Consider the following 22,780-nt stretch of genomic DNA (forward strand, 5'->3'; position numbering starts at 1 on the left):
CACGACCGCCACTGACGGGCACAGGAGGACGGCAGGCTTGTTGCAGCACAGCGCTCCGCAGGTAGAGAGCCGCGTCGCGGGCGACCCGTTCACCTCGTCACACCGTCTGAATTCGGGTACTCAGCGATGAGCGCCGATCTCTTTCAACCCGGACATCGGGTGCGCCCTGCGCGGCGTTACCGAGACGCCGAGGGATTCGACGGTCACTCCTCTTTCGGGGGCGGCCCGTCCCGGGGCGAGAGCCCCTTCGGCGCCGAGACCGCCGCGGCCGGCGATGTTCACGCCGATGCCTGGCACACCCCCGAGGCCGACACCTGGGATGCTCCCGCACCCGGGGCGTGGAATTCGACCCCGCCCGAATGGCATGCGGCACAGGAACACCCGGATCCGGCGCACGATCAGTGGAATTCCGGGCAGTATCCGGTACTGAACCATTGGGATCCAGCGGATTCCGGCGAGGCCTGGCCCGCCGAGGACCAGGACTGGAATGCCTGGGACGACCCGATGTCCGAGGCCGACCACGAGCCGGTCAAGCTGGCCGATCTCGGAGCCCCGGCGCCACGCACGGGACGGGCCGCCGCCCGCCGCGCGGCCGGCGCGCATCGCGTGCCCGCACCGCCCGCGGCGCTCAAGGGTCGCGCGGCCGTCGTCGCGGTCGCCGCGGGCGCGGTGGTCGCCGCCGGCCAAGCCGGACTGCACCAGGGCCCATCGCACCGGACCGCGTCGGCAGATGCACAGACGACCGCGATCCGCCAGATCGCGGCAACCTCGCCCGCTGCCGCCGGCCAGGGGCAGTCGCCGCAGGTCCTGGACCTCGCGCCCGTCGCCGATCCGAGCCAGTATCAGAACATCCTGCAGCACGGCCAGGAATTCGCGGCCAGCCTGCAGGCGCAGGCGAACGCCAAGCTGCGGCCGATGTTCGCGAAGTTCGCCAACGGCCTCTTCACCTCCGGCTTCGGCGCGCGATGGGGCGTGGAGCATCTCGGCGTCGACATCGCCGCCCCGATCGGGACGCCCATCTACGCGGTCGAGGACGGCACCGTCATCTCGGCCGGACCGGCGTCCGGATTCGGCATGTGGGTGCGCCTGCAGCACGCCAACGGCGACATCACGGTCTACGGGCACGTCAACACCGCGACGGTCTCCGTCGGCCAACACGTCATGGCGGGCGACCAGATCGCCACCGTCGGCAACCGCGGCTTCTCCACCGGCCCGCACTGCCACTTCGAGGTGTGGGACCGTGGCGGGCCCAAGATCGATCCCATCCCGTGGCTCGCCAGCCGCGGTATCTCGCTCGGCCCCGAAGAGGACTGAGCCCCGAAGAGGGCACCGGATCACCCGCGCCCTGAAGATCACCCGCGCGCTGGCATAGCGACATCCCGTCATCTCGTCGCGCCGCGGCCGGGGCCCCTCGGGAATCCCGGCCGAGGTGCGCCGGGATGGCGACCTCACGGCCGGGATGTCCGAGCGTCTACAGCTTGACCAGCACCCCGCTGCTGTACTGCGGGATCAGGCGGATCTTGCCCGCCGTACCGAAGTCGATGGTGACGCTGGCCAGCGGACCCAGACCCTCCGCGGCGATCACCCGGCCCAGGCCGTACTTGTCGTGGTTGACCCGGTCGCCGACCGCGAGGACCGGGGCGGGGCCGCCGCGCTTGGCGGCGCCGGGGGCGGGACGACGCTCGCCACCGCGGACGCCGGGACGCTCCCAGCCGTCGCCGCGGGTCCAGTCCCGTTCCAGGCCGTCGTCCTCGCCGCGCCGGCGCAGGCCCCTGGTCAGCGGCGACCCGGCGGGCTCGAGCCGCTGCCAGTCCATCAGGTGGCCCGGAATCTCCTGCAGGAAGCGCGATTCCGGATTCGACACCGGCTGCCCCCAGCCGGACCGGACCACCGCGCGGGTCAGATACAGCCGCCGCCGCGCACGGGTGATACCGACATAGGCCAGGCGGCGCTCCTCGGCCAGCTCGGTCGGATCGCCGAGCGCGCGCATGTGCGGGAACTGGCCGTCCTCCCAGCCGGTGACGAACACGACCGGGAATTCCAGGCCCTTGGCGGTGTGCAGGGTCATCAGGGTGACCACCCCGGCGCCCTCGTCCGGGATCTGGTCGGTGTCGGCGACCAGCGACACCCGCTCGAGGAACGCGGCCAGCGAACCCGGATCCGGTTCACCCTCGGCGGCCTCGGGGAGCAGGCCCTCGGCCCGGGCGGCCTCCACGCTGTTGCGCGCCTCCGAGCTGAATTCGCGCGCGACGCTGACCAATTCGTTCAGGTTGTCCAGGCGGGCGCCGTCCTGCGGATCGTCGGATGCCTCGAGTTCGGCGCGATAGCCCGAGCGATCCAGCACCGCCTCCACGACGGTGCCCACATCGGGGAAGTCGAGATCCTCCTGCACGCCCGCGGCGCGGATATCGTCGAGCAGATCCAGGAAGCCCGCGATGGCCCGCTGGGCGCGGGTGTTCAGCAGCGCTACCTTGCCCTCGGCCGCATCGCGCAGGGCCCGGCCGAAACTGACGCCCCGCTGCTCGGAGTGCACGGCCACGCACGCCTCCGCGCGATCGCCGATGCCGCGGCGAGGGGTGTTCAGGATCCGGCGCAGGCTCACCGCATCGTCCGGATTCTCCAGCACCCGCAGGTAGGCGACGATATCGCGAACCTCCTTGCGCTCATAGAAGCGCACGCCGCCGACCACCTTGTACGGCAGCCCCATCCGGATGAAGATCTCCTCCAGGGCGCGGGAGTTGTTGTTGGTGCGGTAGAACACCGCCACATCGCCGTAGTTGTACTCGCCCTGATCGTGTAGGCGGTCGATCTCGCGGGCCACGAACGACGCCTCGTCGTGCTCGTTGTCCGCGACGTAGCCGACGATCAGATCGCCCTCGCCCGAATCGGTCCACAGCTTCTTCTCGCGGCGGCCCTCGTTGCGGGCGATGACGGCGTTGGCCGCGGACAGGATGTGCTGGGTGGAGCGGTAATTCTGTTCCAGCAGAATGGTTTCCGCATCGGGGAAGTCGCGCTCGAACTCCTCGATATTGCGGATGGTCGCGCCGCGGAAGGCGTAGATGGACTGATCGGCGTCGCCCACGACGCACAGCTCGCTGGGCTCGACCGCGGGCTGGCCGGCCGGAACGAACTCCGGATCGGCCGCGGTGGCACCGGCCTCGGCATCGTCCAGCACCGGACGCGGGGCGTGATGCCCGACCAACTCGCGGATCAGGACGTATTGCGCGTGGTTCGTGTCCTGGTATTCGTCGACCAGCACATGGCGGAACCGGCGCCGGTAGTACTCGGCAACCTGGGGATGACGCTGCAGCAGCGATACCGTCTCGCCGATCAGGTCGTCGAAATCCATCGCATTGGCCGCACGCAGGCGGCGCTGGTACTCGTCGTAGACCCGGGCGACGATGCGGGGCAACTGGCTCTCGTCGGCCTCGGCATCGGCGGCGGCCTGCTCGGGATCGATGAGCTCGTTCTTGAGGTTGGAAATGGCGGTGGCCAGCAGGCGCGGGGTGTACTTCTTGGCGTCGAGCTCGAGATCGCGGCCGATCATCGCGAGCAGCCGGCGTGAATCGTCGGCGTCGTAGATGGAGAAGTTGGAATTCAGGCCACGCAGCAGGGCGGCCTGGGTGCGCAGGATGCGCACGCAGCTGGAGTGGAAGGTGGACACCCACATGCTGGCCGCGCGCGGGCCGACCAGCCCGGCCACACGCTCGCGCATCTCGGCGGCGGCCTTGTTGGTGAACGTGATGGCCAGGATCTGGCCCGGACTCACGCCGCGGGCGGCCAGCAGGTAGGCGATGCGCCTGGTCAGCACGGCGGTCTTGCCCGAGCCCGCACCCGCGACGATGAGCAGCGGCACGCCCGAGTGCACGACCGCCGCCCGCTGCTGCGGGTTCAGGCCCTCCAGCAGCCGCTCGGCGCGCTCGGCCGACTCCACGGCACGCTCGCGCGCCGGACCGCTCGCGGCGCGCGAAACGCGCTCCGCGTCACCCGAATTACCCTCTACCTGCCCCGTTCGTGCCTCGGGACGCCTCGTGTCAGCCACCGTGGTCTCCATCGTTCATCCACGCTACCGGCGGGCACCGACAGGTTGTAGTGCCGTGTCCCCTTCGCCGTGCTTGCTCCGCGTACCGAGGTGATCTTCAGCCGACTCTCATCTCGTATCGTTTTGCCGAACTCGGACCCCGTGGCACACTGGCCAGATGACCAGCGCATCCGGCTACACCCCGCTGGCGCACGGTTTCGTCGTGCGCGCGGTGTGCTGTACCGAAGGCACGCTCGCACGCACCACCAGCGCGATCCGGCCATACATTCCCCGTCATGGTCGGCGATTACGCGCCTGAACGCATAGTGTGAGGGGGGAAATGAATGACCCGCCGGGTCGGATTCAGGGTGAAGGAATTCAACGGTAACGGGTAGGGGCCGTGCGCCGACTGAGGTTCTGACACGAGGAGATGAAGTATGAATACCTCTACGACCGCGACCGGGTCGGACGCTGCACTGCCCAGCAGCGAGGCCGAGATCGAGAAGCTCCGCAAGGAGATCGACCGTCTCGATGCCGAGATCCTCGCCGCGATCAAACGTCGCACGGAGGTTTCGCGCATCATCGGCCGCACCCGGATGGCCAACGGCGGACCGCGCCTCGTGCACTCCCGCGAGATGAAGGTCCTCGAGCGCTTCAGCGAGCTGGGCCAGGAGGGCCACACCCTCGCCATGCTGCTGCTGCGCCTGGGCCGCGGCCGCCTCGGCCGCTGAGCCGGGCTCCAGCCCGAAACACCTCACCTCGAGACCGTCCCGGATGCCTTCTTCCGGGGCGGTCTTCGACGTGTAAACCGGCGTTTCGACACGCGATCCCCTCGACCCTGTCGGCCCCCGTGAGTACAGTGGCGGCTGCATTCGCAGCGGTCCCAGATCTCTGGGGCCGCAACATGATTGGGGGTTGCTATGGGGCAGGAAACTATCGACCGGCGCGTAGGTGCGGTCGAGGTCCGAACAGGCACGCTCGAAACAAAGGTGCGTGAGCTGGACGAGGCCATTTATCGGATCGATCGAAATCTGATCGGTGGTCAGATCATGTTCGATCGGAGAGAGCGAAACAGCCCTGACAGGACCCGGGTTGGAGCATCCAGAACACTATCGGACCTGGCCAAGAGGAGAACGGATGAGTCCTGAGAGCCTCGAACGCCGCGTGGCGGCGCTCGAATCCCGTGTCGGCGAGGCAGAGGCCGAGTTCGGTGAGACCGTGTGGCGGATTCATCGGGAGGTGATTCGCACGCAGATCACGCTGGCGGAGCTGGCGGCGCATTCCGGGGTGGTGCTGGCCTGCGACGACGAGGTCGACGACGTGCTGGAGGCGCGTAGCTGATCGGGTCGTGGTGGGCTCGGGCGCCCGGGCCCACCACGATCATCCGCTACCGCGCGCTCGTATGTACTGCAGAGTGGTTGCCGCGCAGGCGATTACGGCAGGGCGATGTACTTCGTGGAGAGGTATTCCTCGATGCCCTCGGTGCCGCCCTCACGACCGAAGCCCGATTCCTTCACACCGCCGAAGGGTGCGGCCGGATCGGAGATGACGCCGCGGTTGATGCCGACCATGCCGCTCTCCAGGCCCTCGGCGACGCGCAGCGCGCGGTCCAGGTTCTGCGTGTAGATGTATGCGACCAGGCCGTACTGGGTGTCGTTGGCGGCGGCCAGGCCCTGTTCCTCGGTGTCGAAGCCGACGATGGGCGCGACCGGGCCGAACACCTCCTCGCGCAGGATGCGGGAGTCGGCGGGCACGTCGGACAGCACCGTGGCCGGGTAGAAGTAACCGGGGCCACCGGGCGCCTTGCCGCCGGTGCGCACCTGCGCGCCCTTGGCGACCGCGTCCTCGACGAGCTCGCTGACGGTCTCGAGCTGCTGATCGTCGACCAGCGGGCCCAGCGTCGTCTTCGGATCCGCACCTGGTCCGAGCTCGAGCCCCTGCACGGCCGCGACGAACTTGTCGGTGAACTCGGCCAGCACCGAGTTCTGCACGTGGATGCGGTTGGCGGCGGTGCACGCCTCGCCACCGTTACGGAACTTGGCCAGCATGGCCCCGGCGACAGCGGCGTCGAGATCGGCGTCGTCGAACACCACGAAGGGAGCATTGCCGCCCAGCTCCATCGAGGTGCGCAGCAGCCCGTGCGCGGAGGATTCGACCAGCTTCTTGCCGACCTCCGTGGAGCCGGTGAAGGTCAGCTTGCGCAGCCGCGGATCGTTGATCAGCGGCGCGGTGATCGCGCCCGAACGACGGCCGGTGATCACCGACAGCACGCCGTCGGGCAGGCCAGCCTCGCTGCACAGCCGCGCCAGCAGCAGCATCGTCAGCGGCGTCGCCGAGGCGGGCTTGACGATCATCGTGCAGCCCGCCGCGAGCGCGGGGCCGATCTTGCGCGTGCCCATGGCCAGCGGGAAGTTCCACGGCGTGATCGCCAGGCACGGCCCGACCGGCTGCTTGTGCACCATGATGCGGCCGGTGCCGGTGGGCGCGGTCTGATAGCGGCCGTGGATGCGCACCGCCTCCTCGCTGAACCAGCGGAAGAACTCCGCGCCATAGCGCACCTCGTTGCGGCTCTCCGGCAGCGCCTTGCCCATCTCCAGGGTCATCAGCAGCGCGAAATCCTCGGTGCGCTCGATGATCCGCTCGTACACCGCGCGCAGAATCTCCCCGCGCTGCCGGGCGGGGGTGGCGGCCCACTCGTCCTGCGCCGCGACCGCGGCATCGAGGGCGCGCATCGCATCCTCGGGGGACGCGTCGGCCACCTCGATCAGGGTTTCGCCGGTCGCCGGATTCTCCACCGGAAAGGTGGCACCGCCGGTGGCCGCCACGGGGCCACCGATCCAGAGTTGGGTGGGGACGGATGCGAGAAGTTCAGGTTCGGACACCATGCGACCAGCCTAAACCTGCCTGTCCAGCCCCCGACCCGTAGATGCATGAGTGCTGCAATAAAGCGGGCGCTTCCGTCCCCCGGTCCTGCCGTCGGCCGGGATGACGGCACGATCATCCCTACTTACGGGCGCGGCCGGGTGTCTGACGGTAGTGTCGCCGGAGTGAGCAGCGACATCACCGCGACGGCGGCCTGGCGGAAACTGCAGGATCATCACGCCGGCATCGCCGATCGGCATCTGCGTGAATTCTTCACCGAGGATCCCGACCGTGGGCGCGAGCTCACCGTTCAGGTCGCGGACCTGCACATCGACTACTCCAAGCACCGCATCACGCGCGAAACCCTGGATCTGCTGGTCGAATTGGCCGAGGTCGCCGGGGTGACGCAGCGACGCGATGCGATGTTCCGCGGCGAGCACATCAACACCTCCGAGGATCGCGCGGTCGAGCATGTCGCGCTGCGGCTGCCGCTGGGCGAAACCGTCGTCGTCGACGGCGCCGACGCGGGCGCGCAGGTGCACGAGGTACTGCGCGCCATGGGCGATTTCACCGATTCGCTGCGCTCGGGCCGGTGGCGCGGCGCCACCGGTGAGCGCATCACGACGGTGGTCAACATCGGCATCGGCGGCTCGGATCTCGGGCCCGCCATGCTGTATCAGGCGCTGCGCCACTATGCGGACGCGGGAATCTCGGCGCGGTTCGTCTCCAATGTCGACCCGGCGGATCTGACCGCGAAGCTCGACGGGCTCGATCCGGCCTCGACGCTGTTCATCGTTGCCTCCAAGACGTTTTCGACTCTGGAGACGCTCACCAATGCCACCGCCGCCCGGCGCTGGCTGGTGGCCGCGCTCGGCGAGGCCGCGGTCGCCAAGCACTTCGTGGCCGTTTCGACCAATGCCGAGCGGGTGGCGGCATTCGGCATCGACACCGCGAACATGTTCGGGTTCTGGGACTGGGTCGGCGGCCGCTATTCGGTCGATTCGGCGATCGGGCTGTCGGTCATGGCGGTGATCGGCCGCGAGCGGTTCGCCGAGTTCCTCGCCGGAATGCACAGCGTCGACCAGCATTTCGTGCAGGCGCCGCTGGCGCAGAACGCGCCGGTGCTGCTGGGCCTGCTGGGCGTGTGGTATTCGAACTTCTTCGGCGCGCAGTCGCGGGCGGTGCTGCCGTATTCCAATGACCTGGCCCGCTTTCCGGCCTACCTCCAGCAGCTGACGATGGAGTCCAACGGCAAATCGGTGCGCGCGGACGGCACCCCGGTGACGACCTCCACCGGCGAGATCTACTGGGGCGAGCCCGGCACCAACGGCCAGCACGCCTTCTATCAGCTCCTGCATCAGGGCACCCGGCTGATTCCCGCCGACTTCATCGGATTCGCCCAGCCGACGGACGATCTGCCCACCCGCGACGGCACCGGCAGCATGCACGACATCCTGATGAGCAATCTGTTCGCCCAGACGAAGGTGCTGGCGTTCGGCAAAACCGCCGAGGAGATCGCCGCCGAGGGGACCGACCCGAAGGTGGTGCCGCACAAGGTGATGCCGGGCAACCGGCCCACCACCGCCATCCTGGCGCCCCAGCTCACGCCGTCGGTGCTGGGCCAGCTGATCGCGCTGTACGAGCACATCGTGTTCGTCGAGGGCACCATCTGGGGCATCGACAGCTTCGACCAGTGGGGCGTGGAACTGGGCAAGCAGCAGGCCCTCGAGCTGGCCCCGCTGCTCACCTCCACGGAAGATCCCGCGCCGCAATCGGATTCGTCGACCGATGCGCTGATCCGCTGGTACCGAGTGCATCGCTGAGCAATGCACTCGATCGCCCAGCACCTGCTGTGGTTCCTGCCGATGCTGTGGCTCGGCATGGTGCTGGCGATCTCGTTTCTCGAGGCGCCACTGAAGTTCCGGGCGCCCGGGGTCACGCTGGCGCTGGGGCTGGGCATCGGCCGCCTGGTGTTCCGGGCGCTGAACGCCGTGGAGATCGTGCTGGCCGCCGTGCTGATCGCCGCGGCGGCGGTGGTGCGGGCGTGCACGGGAGCCTGGATCTGGCTGCTGGTGACCGTCGTCGTGCTGGCGCTTCAGGTCGTGCTGGTGCGCCCGCCGCTCACCCGGCGCTCGAATCGGGTGCTGGCGGGCGAGGAGGGGCCGCGCTCGCCCGCGCACCTGTGGTACGTGGGACTCGAGGTCGTCAAGGTCGTGACGCTGATCGGCCTGGCGCTTGCGGCTGCTCCCTGAGGTCGGCCGCGCTGTGTCATCCGAACGCGCTGTGGAAGCTAGCGTAGTCCACTGTGCGCCAGAGGATTACGGCCACTAATGACATCGATGACGGCTCATCGGATGGTGCCGTCGGCACGCGGTGCCGCGGGAGCCCGAAAGCGCGCCGGGATGACGGTTGCGGGTGCACTCAATGTGGAAGGAGATCGCCGAGCGCATCGTCGAGCGTCGTATAACGGAAGCGGAATCCGGTGTGCGGCAGCACCTCCGAGGTGGCGTGGCGGCCGGTGAGGCCGAGCGCGGCGTCGGTACGCAGGAAGATCGCGCCGAATCGCAGCAGCGCCGCCGGGGTGGGCGGCGCCGGCGGGCGGTGCAGGTGGCGTCGCAGCGCGGCCATGAGGTCGCGGTTGCGGACCGGAAAATCCGTTGCGGCGACCAGGATTCCATCGGGCAGCTGCACCTGCGGGTCCAGGCCGAGCGCGGCGCGGACCAGCGCCAGCCAGTCCTGCACGTGGATCCAGCTGAACCACTGATCGCCCGGCCCCACCCGGCCGCCGAGCCCGGCCCGGGTCAGATCGCACAGGCGCCGTAGGGCCGGGGCATCGGGGGCGAGCACGATCGAGGTGCGCAGAATCGTCCGGTGCACGGCGTTCGCGCCCTCGAACGCCCGCTCCCACGGCTCGGCGACGCCGGTCATCTGCGGCAGACCGACGGGCAGCGGAGTTGTTTCGGTGCAGCGCATTTCGCCCGCGTCCGACCAGATCGCGGTCGTGCTGGCCTGGATCCAGCGATCGATCGGGCGGTCCAGCGATTTCGAGGCCGCGACCAGCGCAGCGGTCGAATCGACCCGGCTGCTGCGCAATTCGGCCACATTCGCCGCGGTGGGGCGGCAGTCCACCAGCTTCCCGGCCAGGTTGATCACCGCGGTCGGCCCCGGATCACGAAGGGCCGCAGCCCATTCCCCGACGCTGCGCCCGTCCCATTCGATCTGCTCGAACGGCAGCGAGGGATCGCGGCGGCGGGTCAGTATGCTCACCCGCTGCCCGCAGCAGGTCAGGTCGGCGGCGATGGTTCGGCCCAGCGCACCGGTCCCGCCCGCGATGACGACGTGCAGCGCGCCGGGCTCCGGAACGACCCCGGCCAGCAGCGCGAGCCGCGCGAAACACACCAGCGCCTGCGACTGCAGCCGCGCACCGATCACCTGCCAATATAACGCGGCCGATGGCCCCGTCAGCGAAACTCGCTGTGTCAGTTCGGTGCCGACCGCCATGCCGGAGGGTGAGCCACCCGGGGGGGGCATGTCCGCGTGCCCACTGTGGCCATCCCAGCCGACCGCTCCGGACGCGGCAGTGAGCGTCCACGTGATGCGCAACTCGCCGAGTGGTTCCGACTGGGCAATGGTCAGGGTGCGGCCGGGCACGAATTCGGCGATCACGAACGGCTTGGCGAGCCGAGAATGTACGGCGGCCGAGACCGCGCCGCGCGGCACATAGTCCCCGGCGACACCCGCACCGGGCGCGGCGTGCAACCGCACCGAGGTGACCGCCGGATTCCACTCCGGCCACCGGGCCGGATCGGCCAGCACCGCCCACAGCCGGTCCGGCGCGAGGGCGATGAACTGCGTGTACGTCGTTGTACGAGCCATACTCCGACGCTAATCCGCGCCACCGCGGCCCGGAAGCGTGTGCTCCCTCACCCACTCGCGCGCGGGACATCATGCTCCCGAGGTGGCGTGGTCGTCGCGGTGGCCCGCAGCCGGCGATCCCGGGCCTCGCCGTCAGGCGACGTGGGCGCGCTCGAGGATGGCGGTGGTGTCGACGCCAAGGGGTAGGGTGCCCAGGGCGATGCCCCAGTCGCCGCCGAAACGGCTGGCGCAGAAGGCATCCGCGATCGCGGCGTGACCGTGGCGGACCAGCTGCGCGCCCTGCAGGACCAGGGCCATCAGCTCGACGACGCGGCGGGCGCGGTACTCGATGTCGCCGAGATCGGTGAGCTCCTTGCCGATTCGATCGATCGCGTCGTCCAGGTGGTGGTTGCCGCCGCGCGCGAGGGACACCTCGTTGAAGTACGCCTCCACACTCTCGGGCTGACGCGCCATGGCACGCAACGCATCCAGCGCCGCGACGTTGCCCGAACCCTCCCAGATCGAAGACAGCGGAGCCTCGCGGTACAGGCGGGGCATGCCGGATTCCTCCACATACCCGTTGCCGCCCAGGCACTCCAGCGCCTCTGCCGCGTGCACGGGCGCGCGCTTGCACACCCAGTACTTGGTGACCGCCAGCGCGATCCGGCGCAGCGCCGCCTCGGCCGGGTCACTCGCCGCGCGGTCGGTCGCGCCCGCAAGCCGCATCATGACGGTGGTCGCCGCGTCCGATTCGATGACCAGATCGGCGAGCACGTTGCGCATGGCCGGCTGGTCGATCAGCTTGGCGCCGAACACTTCCCGATGCCGCGCGTGATGCACCGCCTGCACCACGCCCATGCGCATGCCGGTGGCCGAGCCGATCACGCAGTCCAGGCGGGTCATGTTCACCATCTCGATGATGGTCTTCACGCCCGCGCCCTCCTGGCCGACGAGCCAGCCGGTGGCGTTCTCGTACTCGATCTCCGACGAGGCGTTGGACTTGTTGCCCAGCTTGTCCTTGAGCCGTTGCAGACGAAGGGCATTGCGGGTGCCGTCGGGCAGCACCCGGGGCAGCAGGAAGCAGGACAGCCCGCCCGGCGCCTGGGCCAGGGTGAGGAACATGTCCGACATCGGCGCCGAGGTGAACCACTTGTGGCCGACGATCCGGTACGTACCGTCGGACTGCGGTGTGGCCGTGGTGGTGTTGGCCCGCACGTCCGAGCCGCCCTGCTTCTCCGTCATCGACATTCCGGCGAGGAGCCCGGCCTTGGACGACGGCTCGCGCAGGCCGAAATCGTAGGTGCGCGAGCCCAGGAGCGGCTCGTACCGGGCGGCCAGCTCCGGATTGTGCCGCAGCGCGGGCACCACGGCGTAGGTCATCGAGATGGGGCACATGTGACCGGCATCGGCGACACCCCAGGTGTAGAACTTCGCCGCGCGGGCCGTGTGCGCGCCGGGCCGCTCGTCGAGCCAGGGCGATCCGTGCAGGCCGTGCGTCACCGCGACGTCCATCAGCGCATGCCAGTACGGATGGAACTCGACCTCGTCGATCCGGTTCCCGTAGCGGTTGTGGGTGCGCAGCACCGGCGGGTACTCGTTGGCCACCCGACCCCACTCCTGGGCCTCGAATTCGCCCGCGCGCCGACCCAGTTCGCGCACCTCGGCCTCGGCCCAGCCCGCGCCCTCGCGGTGCAGCCCCTCGAGCAGCGCCGGATTGCGCGAGTAGTCGAACGGAACGATCGGCGGAACCTGGTTGAACACTTCGTGTGTGGGCATGCGGAACTCCTATTCGTGCGGGGCCGGGGCACGGCCCGCGCCACCCGGATCGTGAAAACCCAACGCGCGCAGGGCGAACTCGACCAGCTCGGGGATCACCGATTCACTCTGCTGCTCCTGCGCGAGCGGCCCGGCCATGACCTCGCCTATGGCGCCGACGAGTGCGGCGGCGCTGGTACGCGGATTCTGCGGTGGCAGCTGCCCATTGGCGACACCCTCGGCCACCGCGGACTCGTAGGTGTCGGTGAACGCGCGCCGGAAGCGCAGGCGCTCGGCATCGACCGCGGCGTCCACCGGCTCGGCGAGCAGGACGTAGGCCAGTTTCGGATTCTTCAGTGCGCGGCCGGCGAATGTCTCGATGGCGGCCGTGACCCGCTCGACCGAGCTGCCACCGCCTCCGGCCGCCTCGGCGACGGCCGCCACCTCGCGCCCGACGACGTCACGAAAGACCGCGGTGACCAGCTCCGACTTGCCGCTGAAGTGCTTGTACACGGTGCCGGTGGCCACGCCCGCCGCCGCGGCGACCGCCACCATCGACAGCCCCGCGAAGCCCTCCCGCGACATCACCCTCGTGGCCGCATGCACGATCGCGCCCGCCTGGGCATCGAGGCGGGCCTGCACGGCCGGGGTTCTGCGGTAAACCACACAAGAAGTGAATCACAAATTCATTTCTTGACGCAAGGGCCGGAAGGGCACGTATTGTCGAGCTCGAGTCGCGAGCAGGGCGCGACGCGGGGTGAGTCCGTCCGATGAACAGCTAGGAGCAGGTGTGAGTGTCCGAATCGAACGCAGCGGCCCGGTGTTCACCGTCGTGCTCGACCGGCCGCAGGCCCGCAATGCGGTCGACGGGCCGACCGCGCGTGAGCTGGCCGAGGCCTTCCGGGAATTCGACGCCGATCCCTCGGCCGCGGTGGCGGTGCTGTGGGGCGCGGGCGGTACGTTCTGCGCCGGGGCCGACCTGAAATCCCTTGGCACCCAACGGGCCAACCAGGTCACCCCGGAGGGTGACGGGCCGATGGGGCCGACGCGGATGCACCTGTCCAAGCCGGTGATCGCCGCGATCTCCGGGTATGCGGTCGCGGGCGGACTCGAGCTGGCGCTGTGGTGCGACCTGCGAATTGCCGAGCAGGACAGCACCTTCGGTGTCTTCTGCCGCCGCTGGGGAGTGCCGCTCATCGACGGCGGCACGGTGCGGCTGCCCCGCATCATCGGCGAGGGCCGGGCCATGGACATGATCCTCACCGGCCGGGCCGTCGGCGCCGCCGAGGCGCTGCAGATGGGCCTGGCGAACCGCGTCGTCCCGAACGGCGAATCACGCAGGGCGGCAGAGGACCTCGCGGCCGAGCTGGCCGCCCTGCCACAGACCTGCCTGCGCTCGGACCGCCTGTCCGCGCTGGAGCAGCAGGGCATGGAGCAGGACGCGGCGATCGCCAACGAGCTGCGCCACGGCATGACCGCCCTGGCCGACGCTGAGGGCGCCCTCGCCGGTGCGCAGCGGTTCGCCTCGGGCGCGGGGCGCCACGGCGGCCGGGCCTGAATCCATGCCCGCCGCCGCCCGCCCCGCACCACCAGACCCCCGGCCCGCGGCCGGCCGCGAAAGGCTCGCGTAGTGGACAGGCTCAGCGTCGTCGACGAGATCTTCCTGCGGACGCACCGGGGCATGGGGACGCCGATCGCGCTGCAGGGCCTGTGGCGCACCGCCGATCGCGTCCCCCGGGAGCTCCTGTCGCGCGTGCACGCCGCGCTGCGGACCGGACCGCTCGGGCGACGTGTGGTGCGGGCGCGAGTGCCGGGGGCGCGGCCGTATTGGCAGGCCACCAGCAGCGCTCATCCGCTGCGACTGGCCTCCCGGCCGTTGCGCGAAGAGGAGGTGCTCGGCTGGGCGAACGGCCTGGGATTCGATCTGGATCCGGAGTTCGGTCCCGGGTGGCGGCTCGCGGCCGCGGAGCTCGCGGATGGCGGTTCGCTGGTATCGCTGACCTGCTCGCACGCACTTGCCGACGGGCGGGGGCTGGCGATTGCGGTGGATCGGGCACTGTCCGGGCTCGACACCGGGGACCGCCGGGGTGAGGTGCACACTGAACTCAGTGCCTCACAGTCGGATTGGGCGGATGCCCGCCGACAATGGTCCGTCGTCATCGGCGGGACGGCACGGGCATTGCGGCACGGCATCCCGGCCCGCCCGGAACCCGCCCCGGGCCGTTCGGACCCGGCATCCGGCAACGTCGGCGGAGCCTCGACATGTGCTGCTGTGCTGCAGATTCCGGCGGCCGACTGGGAGCTCGCGGCCGCGGCGCGCGGCGGCACGGCCAACACACTGTTTCTCTATCTGACCGCACAGATGCTGTGGGACAGCGGATTCCGCAATCCGGTCATCCACGCCAGTGTGCCGGTGGACACCAGGTCCGAGTCCCGCGTGAACAACGACATGGCGATGACGGAAGTCGCCGTCACCCGTTCCGACACTCCCTCCACCCTGCGCGAGAAGTGCCGCGCCGCATACGAACACCACATGTCGAGCCCCGCCGGCCTCCCAGAGGAAATCCTGCAGGTGCTGCCCGCCCGCGCCGCCTACGCCCTCTCGCGCGGCGCGGGCGAACGAGACATCCTGTGCTCCAACATCGGAACGCTCCCCGCCACCCTGTCGCACCTCGGCCCGCACCGCTGCGTCGGCGTCGCGGCGCGCGCCATCCACCCGGGCCTCACCGCCCCGCTCCCCCGCACCCGCCTATCGGCCTACCTGTCCCGCCTGTCCGACACCTACACCCTGTCCCTGATCTCCCTGGACCCCGATCGCATCGAATCCCCCACCGCCCTCACCGAACTGGCCCGCACCGCCCTGGATCGAGCGGATCTACCCGTCACCGCCTGGTAGCACACGAGTCATCGCATTCCGCAGTGCTTGCTCCGAATTCCCGGGGAACTCTGCGGATTTCGGCACGGATCCATGGGTGTGTCCGGCTACCTCGATGCGACGGAACTATCGAACCGGGCGCGGACGTGCTCCGGGACGGCGATGCCCGCTGTGAGGTCGGCCGACGAGTACGGCTCCCCGAAGATCTGGCGGACGGGCAGTACTCCCGCCCAGGTGTCGGAGGCGAGGTCCGGGGCGTCGTCGGAGGGGTCGCCCGCGCGGGTCTTGACCGACGCCTCGGTGAGGTCCAGCGCCAGGACGGTGGTGGCGGCGAGTTCCTTGGCGGTGGGCGGGCGGACGTTGTCCCAGGCGCCGGGGGCGGCGTGCTCGACGATCACGCGCAGGGCGTGCAGGCGGGCGTCCGGGTCGGTGAGTTCGACGGGGCGGCCGTGGATCACCGCCGAGCGGAAGTTCATCGAGAAGTGCATGGCCGCGCGGGCGTAGACGATGCCGTCCACGAGGGTGACCGTCACCGAGACATCGCCGGTTGCCGCGGCCCGGAGATTGCCCGCGCCGGTGGATCCGTGCAGGTAGAGGGTGTCGCCGTCGCGGCCGTAGATGGTGGGGAGCACGACCGGCGCGCCGTGCATCAGCACACCGAGGTGGCAGATCATCGCGGCGTCGAGGAGTTCGTCCAGCGCGGCGCGGTCGGTGGCGTCGCGCCGGCCCCGGTAGCGGGTGAGAGTGCTGCGTGGCGTCGGTGAGAGCGGGGTGCGCGTATCGGTCATATCCCGAGCTTCCTCGGTCGAGTGGCATTATTGAATGGCCAATTCCCGATGAGATCGGAATACCACTTCCATGGGTCAGCCGGATCTGCCGCTGCTCGTCGATCGCGCGTCGCCCACGCCGCTGGCCGCACAGGTCGCGGACGGGCTGCGGGCCGCCGCCACCGCGGGCGGCCTGCGCGGGGGCGACAGGCTGCCGTCCTCGCGCGCCCTGGCGGCCCAGCTCGGGGTCAGCCGCACCGTGGTCACCGCCGCCTACGATCAGCTGCACGCCGAGGGCTGGCTCAGCGGCCGGCACGGATCGGGCACGTATCTCACCGCCTCCCCCGTGCCCGCGCACCGCCGCCGCCCGCTCGCGCACGATCCGGATCCCGCCGCGCAGTTGCTGGACCTGACACCCGGAACGCCGTGTGTGGAGGCCATCGATCGGGCCGCCTGGCGCCGAGCGTGGCGGGCCGCGGGTGACCGAAACCCGTTGACGTACAAGACCAGGGCGGGCGAATCCGACTATCTCGCGGTCGTTGCCGAACACCTGCTGCGACACCGCGGACTCGCCGGGGGCAACGGCGAGGTCCTGGCGACGTCGGGTACCAGCGCCGCCGTGCGCGAGCTCGCCGCCGCCGTGTTGCGCCCGGGCGACGCGGTGGCGATGGAGGAGCCCGGATATCAGCGCGCGGTGGGCGCTTTCCGGGCCGAGGGCATCCGGGTGATTCCGGTGCCGCTGGATGCCCAGGGCCTGCGCATCGATCTGATTCCGCCCGACGTGCGGGCCGTGTATTGCACTCCGGCGCACCAATTTCCGATGGGCGCCCGGATGCCCGCCGCGCGCCGCGTCGCGCTGGTCGAGCTGGCCCGCCGCATCGGCGCGATCGTCGTCGAGGACGACTACGATGGCGAACTGCGGTACGACACCGCGCCGCTGCCACTGCTGGCGGGCCTGGCCCCGGATGTCGTTGTACACCTGGGGACCACCTCGAAGATCCTGTCGCCGAGCCTCGGCGTCGGCTGGCTGGTCGCCGCACAGGAGATCACGCGGGCCATTGTGGCGCACCGGGAATCGACCGGAACCGGTCCGGCCCCGGCGGGCCAGCAGATCGTCGCGCACCTGGCCCGGCACGGCGATCTCGCCCGCCACCTGCGGCGCCTGCGCCGCGAAATGCCGCCCCGGCGTGCACTTCTCGTCGACGAGCTGCGGTGGAACGGTGTTGAGGTACTCGGCGACGACGCCGGATCTCATGTGGTCGCCCCGCTGCCCTCGGCGCGGGCGGAGACGGAGGTGATCGCCGCGGCACGGAAGGACGGCGTGTTGCTCGACGCCCTGGCCAGGCATCACCTCGCGGAGCCACGCGGGTTCGGCATCACGCTCGGCTATGCCGCCCTTCCGCGCGACGACCTGGCCGCCGCCGCGCGAGTCGCCGGACGGCACCTCGCCGCGCACCGGTGACCCGTGCCACCCGTACCGGGAAGCGCGGCACACCCGGAGCTACCCCGTAGCATGGCCGCTATGACCGATCAGGACATCCTCGCGCGGATCACCGAACTGGTGGATCGGGAGCACACGCTCCGGTCCAAGGCCACCGCGGGCGACCTCGACCCCGGGACCGAGCGGGCGCAATTGGCCAACCTCGAGGTGCAGCTCGACCAGTGCTGGGACCTGCTGCGGCAGCGCCGGGCCCGCATCGACCAGGGCGTGAGCCCCGACGATGCCCAGGTCAACACCGCGAATCAGGTCGAGGGTTACCTGCAGTAACGGCTATCATCGGCGGATGGTAGAGATTTCCACCGCCGATGGAGTCGTGCGCGGCCTGAGCGGCCGCCGCCTGGCGCGCTGGCGCGCGATTCCGTATGCGGCCGCCCCGGTCGGAGCACTGCGCTTCCGCGCCCCGCAGCCGGTGGAGCCGTGGACCGGCGTCCGCGAGGCCACCGAGTTCGGCCTCGCGTCGATGCAGGCCCGCGCGGGTGCGCGCATCGGCCCGCGGCGCATGCAGCCGACCAGCGAGGACTGCCTGACCCTCAACGTCGTGGCCCCCGCGGAGCCGTCGTCCAGTCCGCGGCCGGTGATGGTGTTCATCCACGGCGGCGCGTACCTCATCGGCACGACCGCGCTGAGCCTGTACTCCGGCTCGCGCCTGGCGCTGCGCGGCGATGTGATCGTGGTGTCGATCAACTATCGGCTGGGCGCGTTCGGTTACGTCGATTTCAGCGAATTCTCCACGCCCGAGCGGCCTTTCGACTCCAACCTCGGGCTCCGCGATCAGGTTGCGGCGCTGGAGTGGGTGCAGCGCAATATCTCCGCGTTCGGCGGGGACCCGGACAACGTCACGGTATTCGGCGAATCGGCGGGCGCGCATGCGACGCTGGCGCTGCTGGCCACGCCCGCCGCCGGCGGACTTTTCCACCGCGGCATCGCCCAGAGTCCGCCCGCGGACTGGGGCCTCAGCGCCGAACAGGCCCGGTCGTTCGCCCGCCGCGTCGTCGAAAGGCTCGGTGCCACACCGGAAAACGCGGCCAGCGTGCTGGGTCGGGCGAGCGCGAACGATATCCGCAAGGCGGTCGAGAGGCAGCTCGGGCGGTCCTCGCGGGAGGATCCGGCGGTATTCCACGCCGCGCCGGTGGCCGACGGCGACTTCCTGCCGAAGATTCCGATCGAGGCGATTACCGACGGCAGCGCGCATGCGCTGCCGTTGATCATCGGCACCAATCGCGACGAGGCCACGCTGTTCCAGCGTTTCGACGACACCCTGCCCACCACCCCGGACCGGCTGCGCCGCGTGCTGCCCGAGGGCGCCGAATCCCGCATCGCCGCGGCGTATCCCGGATATCCCGCGACCAAGACGGCCGTGCGCGCCGGCGGAGACTGGGTCTTCTGGCGGCCCTCGCTCGAGGTCATGGAGGGGCACAGCCGCCACGCGCCCACCTATGCGTACCGCTACGACTACGCCCCGCGCGCGGTCCGGCTGGCCGGCTTCGGCGCCACCCACGCCCTGGATCTGATCCCGGTATTCGGCGGCGTCGACTCGGTATTCGGCCGGCTCACCACGGCGGCGGGCGGGCACCGGGCCTTTCGCGCGGTGCAGCGCGAATTCCAGGACAACTGGCTGGCTTTCGCGCGCACCGGCAAGCCGCTGCCGTCGTGGCCGGAGTACACCGAACAGCGCCGCACCACCCGGGTGATCGACTATCCGGCCCGCCTCGAGGTGGATCCGGAGAAGTCCAAACGCCTGGCGTGGGAGAGCATTCGGGTCGCCGTCCGGGACTGATCCCGGGCCTTGTCGTCCGGATGTTCAGCCCGGCAATGCCCCGGCCAGGACGGCAGTGACCATCCGTCGGACCGCCGCGGGCTCGGGCGGCGCGGCGGACCGATCGGCGTGCGACAGGTGCCCCGCGCCGAGCAATGTCGGTGCGAGCGTGTCGATGTCGGCGTTGGCCGCGATGCGCCCCAGCTCGCGCTCGGCGGTCAGATATGCGGCGATCATGGCCCCGGCCTCGTTGAGAAGCGGGATGCCGGTCGGATGGGCCGAGCGCAGCCGGGCCCGCAGCTCGTCACGAAAGATGAGCAGGCTCACCATCGACACGGCCACCGAGCCGAACAGATCGGTCAGTGCGGCAGCAAGATTGCCGACGACCGTGCCCGTGCCCGCGGACCCGAGCAGGGCGTCGGCCTGACCGCGCAGACGAATGATCCGGTCCTGCACGAGTTCGGCGAGGAAGGAGTCGAAGTCCGTGAAGTGCTTGTGCAGAACGCCTTTCGCGCAGCCTGCCTCCGTGGTGACCGCCCGGCTGGTCAGCGCGTTCGGACCGTCCCGGAGCATGATGCGTTCGGCGGCGCCGAACAGCTGCTCCCGTACGTCGCGCAGGGCCACTCCCGTGGGCACTCGGACCATCCTTTCGCTGAGGGCGAACCTCATACCTCGCTCGAAATAGTGGGCATGCGCCCACTCGCTCACTAAAGTGGGCGCATGCCCACTTTACCGCCCGAATCCCCGTCGCCGGAGCCCGCGGCCGTACAGCCCGAGCCGCCGTCGTCCCTCGCACCCCATCGCGCCCGCGCCATGGCCGAATCCTTCGGTGTCGACGCCGCCCGCTACGACCGCGCCCGGCCGCCGTATCCAGCCGAACTGATCGAACGAATCGTCCGCACCGCACCCGGGCGCGACGTGCTGGACGTCGGCTCCGGCACCGGCATCGCCGCGCGGCAGTTCCGGGCGGCCGGATGCACCGTGCTGGGCGTCGAACCCGACGCGCGGATGGCCGAATTCGCGCGCGGCACCGGCGTCGAGGCCGAGGTGTCCACCTTCGAGGACTGGGATCCGGCGGGCCGCACCTTCGACGCGGTGGTCGCGGGCACGGCCTGGCACTGGGTGGATCCGGTGGCCGGGGCCGCGCAGGCGGCACGGGTGCTGCGACCCGGCGGGCTGCTGGCGCCCTTCCACCACGTCTTCCAGCTGCCGCCCGAGCTCGGCGAGCAGCTCACCGAGGTGTACCGGCGGGTGGTCCCGGACTCGCCCTTCGTCAACCAGCCGACCCGGCCGGCGGCGGAGCTGTACCAGGCAATCTTCGACAAGATCGCCGAGGGCATCCGCACGACCGGGCAATTCGGCGAACCGGAACAGTGGCGGTACGACTGGGAGCGGACCTACACCCGCGACGAGTGGCTCGACCAGCTACCGACTTCCGGCGGCTTCACCCGCCTGCCCGCGGACCGGCTGGCGGAACTCCAGGCCGGTGTCGGCGCCGCGATCGACGCGATGGGCGGCAGCTTCACCATGCCGTACGCGACCGTGGCGGTAACCGCGGTCCGCACCCCCGCCTGATCGCGGAGAGTGCGCACTGTACCACAGCCCGGAACACCTTGGCAGATATGGAAATCCGCGCCTATTTCAGCAGGCGCGACATACGGCGATCGGCCAGGATCTTGCCGCCGGTCTGACAGGTTGCGCAGTATTGAAAAGACTTGTCCGCGTAGGAAACCTCGCGGACGATGTCGCCGCAGACCGGACAGGGCAGCCCGGTACGAGCGTGGACCTGCAGCCCGGATCGCTTCTCGCCCTTGAGTTTTGCCGCCTCCTGGCCGACCGAGCGGGATATCGCGTCGGACAGGACAGCTCGCATCGCGGTGTACAGCCGGGCGGACTCCGAATCGTCGAGCTTGTTTGCGGTGGCGAACGGGGAAAGCTTTGCCGCGTGCAGGATTTCGTCGGAATACGCATTGCCGATACCCGCGATGACGGACTGGTCCGCCAGGACCGTCTTGAGGCGCTGCGCGGTACCGCCCAGCAGCTCGGCGAACTGCTCCTGGGTGATCTCCAGCGCGTCCGGGCCCAGGCGGGCGATGCCGGGCACCGACTGCGGATCCTCGACGATCCACACCGCCAGCCGCTTCTTCGTGCCCGCCTCGGTGAGGTCGAAGGCCGGGGTCGCCCCCTCGGGGGTGAAGAAGTGCACCCGCAGCGCCAGCGGCCCCTTCCCCGGTTTGGGTGCCGCGCGGCCCGGCTCATCGATCCAGCGCAGCCAGCCACCCCGGGAGAGATGGGTGATCAGCCACAGGCCATCGCACTCGAGCCCGAGGTGTTTACCCCAGTGCCCCGCGCCGGTGACGTCGCGCCCGGACAGCGCGGTGATGGGCGGATCGAACGTCTTCAGCACGCTCAGCGCCGCGACATCCACCCGCCCCACCACCGCGCCCACCGCATGCTCGGCGAGAAACCGCTCGAGCGCCACGATCTCCGGTAATTCGGGCACGCCCGGAGCCTACCGGCCCCCACCGACATATCGGCGGCATTGCCCTTCGGGGGGCCGGTCCGTGACTGCGTGCCGAATCAGTGCGCCCGCGGTGCGGGAACGTTGTCCGGTCCCGTCGGCGGGGTCAGCATGCCCTGGGCGCCCCCCACGGCCGCGCCGACCGCCGCTCCCGCCGCGGCCGCGGGCGCCGCGATCACCCCGTACCCGATGGCCGCGCCGATCACCGGGACGACGACCAGCCCCGCCGGCAGGAACGGCACCCCGGCGATGAGCCCGGCGACCGCCCCGACGACCGCACTGGTGACGGCCAGCGGACTGGCAAGCGTGGAGCCCACCACCGCGCCGGTGGCCGCACCGCCCAGGGTGTCCGCCGCGATGCGATCCGAGCGCGACTGCGCGAATCCGACGGAGTCCAGGCCCTGGGCCAGCCCGGCCTCGGCATTCGCGGATGCGGTGTTGATCTGATCGCCGGTCGGCGCGTCGATGATGCCCGGCCGGGGCACGACCACCGAACCGATCCGCAGCGTCCCGGCCGGGGCCTGGATCGGCAGCACGGGCGCGGCGCGATCGGGCAGATGCAGGGTGGTGGGGTCGATCGGGGCGAGGGCGTCGCCGGGCATCGGCCGGGTCGCGGGTGTGCGCGGCGCGGCCGGGGCATGCGGACTCACCGCGACGACCGGCGCTGCGGGGGTATTCGCCACTGCGACGGCCGGATGGGACCATCCGGCCGATACCGGAATCGAGCCGATGACCAGCAACGATCCGGTACGCAGTAGCCACTTGTTCGCGGCCGTGGGGCGATGCACTGCCATGGATTACCTCTTTCGTTGGACGTCGGTACCTACGAGAGAGATTCGAACCAGCGCACGTCCTGGATCACCGCAG

The 22,780-nt window shown here is 70.3% G+C and carries 21 protein-coding genes; 12 read left to right on the forward strand and 9 right to left on the reverse strand.

What is annotated here, in order from left to right; all coding sequences use genetic code 11:
• Positions 1–126: 126 nt before the first annotated feature.
• Positions 127–1,314 carry a M23 family metallopeptidase gene (locus ABH933_RS18165; protein ID WP_429420456.1) on the forward strand — a complete coding sequence of 396 codons (1,188 nt, stop codon included), beginning with the start codon at positions 127–129 and terminating at the stop codon, positions 1,312–1,314.
• A gap of 157 nt (positions 1,315–1,471) precedes the next feature.
• On the opposite strand, the gene pcrA is transcribed toward ABH933_RS18165, so the two are convergent.
• Positions 1,472–3,934, reverse strand: a complete 2,463-nt coding sequence (pcrA, locus tag ABH933_RS18170; protein WP_429420863.1) for a DNA helicase PcrA — start codon at positions 3,932–3,934, stop codon at positions 1,472–1,474.
• A 265-nt stretch (positions 3,935–4,199) separates the two neighbouring features.
• Here pcrA and ABH933_RS18175 point away from each other — a divergent pair, with 265 nt between their 5' ends.
• The 3 genes from ABH933_RS18175 (at position 4,200) to ABH933_RS18185 (ending at position 5,362) form a co-directional block, all read left to right on the forward strand.
• Positions 4,200–4,340 (forward strand): hypothetical protein, encoded by a 141-nt coding sequence (locus ABH933_RS18175; protein ID WP_429420454.1) that lies wholly within the window; start codon positions 4,200–4,202, stop codon positions 4,338–4,340.
• Positions 4,341–4,458: 118 nt separating this feature from the next.
• Positions 4,459–4,752 carry a chorismate mutase gene (locus ABH933_RS18180; protein WP_429420452.1) on the forward strand — a complete coding sequence of 98 codons (294 nt, stop codon included), beginning with the start codon at positions 4,459–4,461 and terminating at the stop codon, positions 4,750–4,752.
• Between the two features lie 406 nt (positions 4,753–5,158).
• The gene (locus ABH933_RS18185) at positions 5,159–5,362 is read left to right on the forward strand and encodes a hypothetical protein (RefSeq protein WP_429420450.1); all 204 of its coding nucleotides are present in this window, start codon (positions 5,159–5,161) and stop codon (positions 5,360–5,362) included.
• Between the two features lie 92 nt (positions 5,363–5,454).
• On the opposite strand, the gene ABH933_RS18190 is transcribed toward ABH933_RS18185, so the two are convergent.
• A complete protein-coding gene (locus ABH933_RS18190) occupies positions 5,455–6,906 on the reverse strand; it encodes an NAD-dependent succinate-semialdehyde dehydrogenase (protein ID WP_429420448.1) in 1,452 nt (483 codons plus the stop codon).
• A 162-nt stretch (positions 6,907–7,068) separates the two neighbouring features.
• Between ABH933_RS18190 and pgi the strand changes: the two genes are divergently transcribed.
• Together pgi and ABH933_RS18200 are read left to right on the forward strand one after the other, a co-directional pair.
• Entirely contained in the window at positions 7,069–8,706 is a 1,638-nt protein-coding gene (pgi, locus tag ABH933_RS18195) for a glucose-6-phosphate isomerase (protein WP_429420445.1), read from the forward strand.
• Positions 8,707–8,709: 3 nt separating this feature from the next.
• Complete coding sequence (locus ABH933_RS18200; protein WP_429420443.1) at positions 8,710–9,135, forward strand: hypothetical protein; 426 nt, start codon at positions 8,710–8,712, stop codon at positions 9,133–9,135.
• Positions 9,136–9,304: 169 nt separating this feature from the next.
• On the opposite strand, the gene ABH933_RS18205 is transcribed toward ABH933_RS18200, so the two are convergent.
• The 3 genes from ABH933_RS18205 to ABH933_RS18215 form a co-directional block, all read right to left on the reverse strand.
• Positions 9,305–10,759 (reverse strand): DUF1731 domain-containing protein, encoded by a 1,455-nt coding sequence (locus tag ABH933_RS18205; protein WP_429420441.1) that lies wholly within the window; start codon positions 10,757–10,759, stop codon positions 9,305–9,307.
• Positions 10,760–10,891: 132 nt separating this feature from the next.
• On the reverse strand, positions 10,892–12,514 hold the full coding sequence (locus ABH933_RS18210) for an acyl-CoA dehydrogenase family protein (RefSeq protein WP_429420439.1): 1,623 nt from the start codon (positions 12,512–12,514) through the stop codon (positions 10,892–10,894).
• Positions 12,515–12,523: 9 nt separating this feature from the next.
• Entirely contained in the window at positions 12,524–13,159 is a 636-nt protein-coding gene (locus ABH933_RS18215; RefSeq protein WP_215916323.1) for a TetR/AcrR family transcriptional regulator, read from the reverse strand.
• A gap of 124 nt (positions 13,160–13,283) precedes the next feature.
• Here ABH933_RS18215 and ABH933_RS18220 point away from each other — a divergent pair, with 124 nt between their 5' ends.
• Both ABH933_RS18220 and ABH933_RS18225 read left to right on the forward strand, forming a co-directional pair.
• Positions 13,284–14,051 carry a crotonase/enoyl-CoA hydratase family protein gene (locus ABH933_RS18220; protein ID WP_429420437.1) on the forward strand — a complete coding sequence of 256 codons (768 nt, stop codon included), beginning with the start codon at positions 13,284–13,286 and terminating at the stop codon, positions 14,049–14,051.
• Between the two features lie 72 nt (positions 14,052–14,123).
• On the forward strand, positions 14,124–15,389 hold the full coding sequence (locus tag ABH933_RS18225) for a hypothetical protein (protein WP_429420435.1): 1,266 nt from the start codon (positions 14,124–14,126) through the stop codon (positions 15,387–15,389).
• Between the two features lie 86 nt (positions 15,390–15,475).
• On the opposite strand, the gene ABH933_RS18230 is transcribed toward ABH933_RS18225, so the two are convergent.
• Positions 15,476–16,156: a pyridoxamine 5'-phosphate oxidase family protein gene (locus ABH933_RS18230; RefSeq protein ID WP_429420433.1), complete on the reverse strand. Its 681-nt coding sequence runs from the start codon at positions 16,154–16,156 to the stop codon at positions 15,476–15,478.
• Between the two features lie 70 nt (positions 16,157–16,226).
• Between ABH933_RS18230 and ABH933_RS18235 the strand changes: the two genes are divergently transcribed.
• The 3 genes from ABH933_RS18235 to ABH933_RS18245 are packed head-to-tail and all read left to right on the forward strand — an operon-like array spanning position 16,227 to position 19,413.
• On the forward strand, positions 16,227–17,597 hold the full coding sequence (locus ABH933_RS18235; RefSeq protein WP_429420431.1) for a PLP-dependent aminotransferase family protein: 1,371 nt from the start codon (positions 16,227–16,229) through the stop codon (positions 17,595–17,597).
• Between the two features lie 60 nt (positions 17,598–17,657).
• Positions 17,658–17,903: a DUF2630 family protein gene (locus tag ABH933_RS18240; protein ID WP_429420429.1), complete on the forward strand. Its 246-nt coding sequence runs from the start codon at positions 17,658–17,660 to the stop codon at positions 17,901–17,903.
• Between the two features lie 16 nt (positions 17,904–17,919).
• Positions 17,920–19,413, forward strand: a complete 1,494-nt coding sequence (locus tag ABH933_RS18245) for a carboxylesterase/lipase family protein (protein ID WP_429420427.1) — start codon at positions 17,920–17,922, stop codon at positions 19,411–19,413.
• Positions 19,414–19,437: 24 nt separating this feature from the next.
• Here ABH933_RS18245 and ABH933_RS18250 read toward each other — a convergent pair whose 3' ends face one another.
• Entirely contained in the window at positions 19,438–20,037 is a 600-nt protein-coding gene (locus ABH933_RS18250) for a TetR/AcrR family transcriptional regulator (RefSeq protein ID WP_429420861.1), read from the reverse strand.
• Between the two features lie 75 nt (positions 20,038–20,112).
• On the opposite strand from ABH933_RS18250, the gene ABH933_RS18255 reads away from it, so the two are divergent.
• Positions 20,113–20,967, forward strand: coding sequence for a class I SAM-dependent methyltransferase (locus ABH933_RS18255; protein WP_429420425.1), 855 nt, complete (start codon positions 20,113–20,115; stop codon positions 20,965–20,967).
• A gap of 61 nt (positions 20,968–21,028) precedes the next feature.
• Here ABH933_RS18255 and ABH933_RS18260 read toward each other — a convergent pair whose 3' ends face one another.
• Both ABH933_RS18260 and ABH933_RS18265 read right to left on the reverse strand, forming a co-directional pair.
• Positions 21,029–21,895, reverse strand: a complete 867-nt coding sequence (locus tag ABH933_RS18260; RefSeq protein WP_429420423.1) for an Fpg/Nei family DNA glycosylase — start codon at positions 21,893–21,895, stop codon at positions 21,029–21,031.
• A 77-nt stretch (positions 21,896–21,972) separates the two neighbouring features.
• Complete coding sequence (locus tag ABH933_RS18265) at positions 21,973–22,707, reverse strand: hypothetical protein (RefSeq protein WP_429420421.1); 735 nt, start codon at positions 22,705–22,707, stop codon at positions 21,973–21,975.
• Positions 22,708–22,780 lie beyond the last annotated feature (73 nt).

This window comes from Nocardia sp. GP40, assembly GCF_050434125.1.
GTDB classification, from domain to species: domain Bacteria; phylum Actinomycetota; class Actinomycetes; order Mycobacteriales; family Mycobacteriaceae; genus Nocardia; species Nocardia albiluteola.

What these genes read in the sequence shown, in the direction of transcription:
- ABH933_RS18165 (WP_429420456.1), top strand. Translation starts at nt 127, where the DNA reads ATGAGCGCCGATCTCTTTCAACCCGGACATCGGGTGCGCCCTGCGCGG.
- ABH933_RS18175 (WP_429420454.1), top strand. Translation starts at nt 4,200, where the DNA reads ATGACCAGCGCATCCGGCTACACCCCGCTGGCGCACGGTTTCGTCGTG.
- ABH933_RS18180 (WP_429420452.1), top strand. Translation starts at nt 4,459, where the DNA reads ATGAATACCTCTACGACCGCGACCGGGTCGGACGCTGCACTGCCCAGC.
- ABH933_RS18185 (WP_429420450.1), top strand. Translation starts at nt 5,159, where the DNA reads ATGAGTCCTGAGAGCCTCGAACGCCGCGTGGCGGCGCTCGAATCCCGT.
- ABH933_RS18190 (WP_429420448.1), bottom strand. Translation starts at nt 6,906, where the DNA reads ATGGTGTCCGAACCTGAACTTCTCGCATCCGTCCCCACCCAACTCTGG.
- ABH933_RS18200 (WP_429420443.1), top strand. Translation starts at nt 8,710, where the DNA reads ATGCACTCGATCGCCCAGCACCTGCTGTGGTTCCTGCCGATGCTGTGG.
- ABH933_RS18205 (WP_429420441.1), bottom strand. Translation starts at nt 10,759, where the DNA reads ATGGCTCGTACAACGACGTACACGCAGTTCATCGCCCTCGCGCCGGAC.
- ABH933_RS18210 (WP_429420439.1), bottom strand. Translation starts at nt 12,514, where the DNA reads ATGCCCACACACGAAGTGTTCAACCAGGTTCCGCCGATCGTTCCGTTC.
- ABH933_RS18230 (WP_429420433.1), bottom strand. Translation starts at nt 16,156, where the DNA reads ATGACCGATACGCGCACCCCGCTCTCACCGACGCCACGCAGCACTCTC.
- ABH933_RS18235 (WP_429420431.1), top strand. Translation starts at nt 16,227, where the DNA reads ATGGGTCAGCCGGATCTGCCGCTGCTCGTCGATCGCGCGTCGCCCACG.
- ABH933_RS18240 (WP_429420429.1), top strand. Translation starts at nt 17,658, where the DNA reads ATGACCGATCAGGACATCCTCGCGCGGATCACCGAACTGGTGGATCGG.
- ABH933_RS18245 (WP_429420427.1), top strand. Translation starts at nt 17,920, where the DNA reads ATGGTAGAGATTTCCACCGCCGATGGAGTCGTGCGCGGCCTGAGCGGC.
- ABH933_RS18250 (WP_429420861.1), bottom strand. Translation starts at nt 20,037, where the DNA reads ATGGTCCGAGTGCCCACGGGAGTGGCCCTGCGCGACGTACGGGAGCAG.
- ABH933_RS18255 (WP_429420425.1), top strand. Translation starts at nt 20,113, where the DNA reads ATGCCCACTTTACCGCCCGAATCCCCGTCGCCGGAGCCCGCGGCCGTA.
- ABH933_RS18265 (WP_429420421.1), bottom strand. Translation starts at nt 22,707, where the DNA reads ATGGCAGTGCATCGCCCCACGGCCGCGAACAAGTGGCTACTGCGTACC.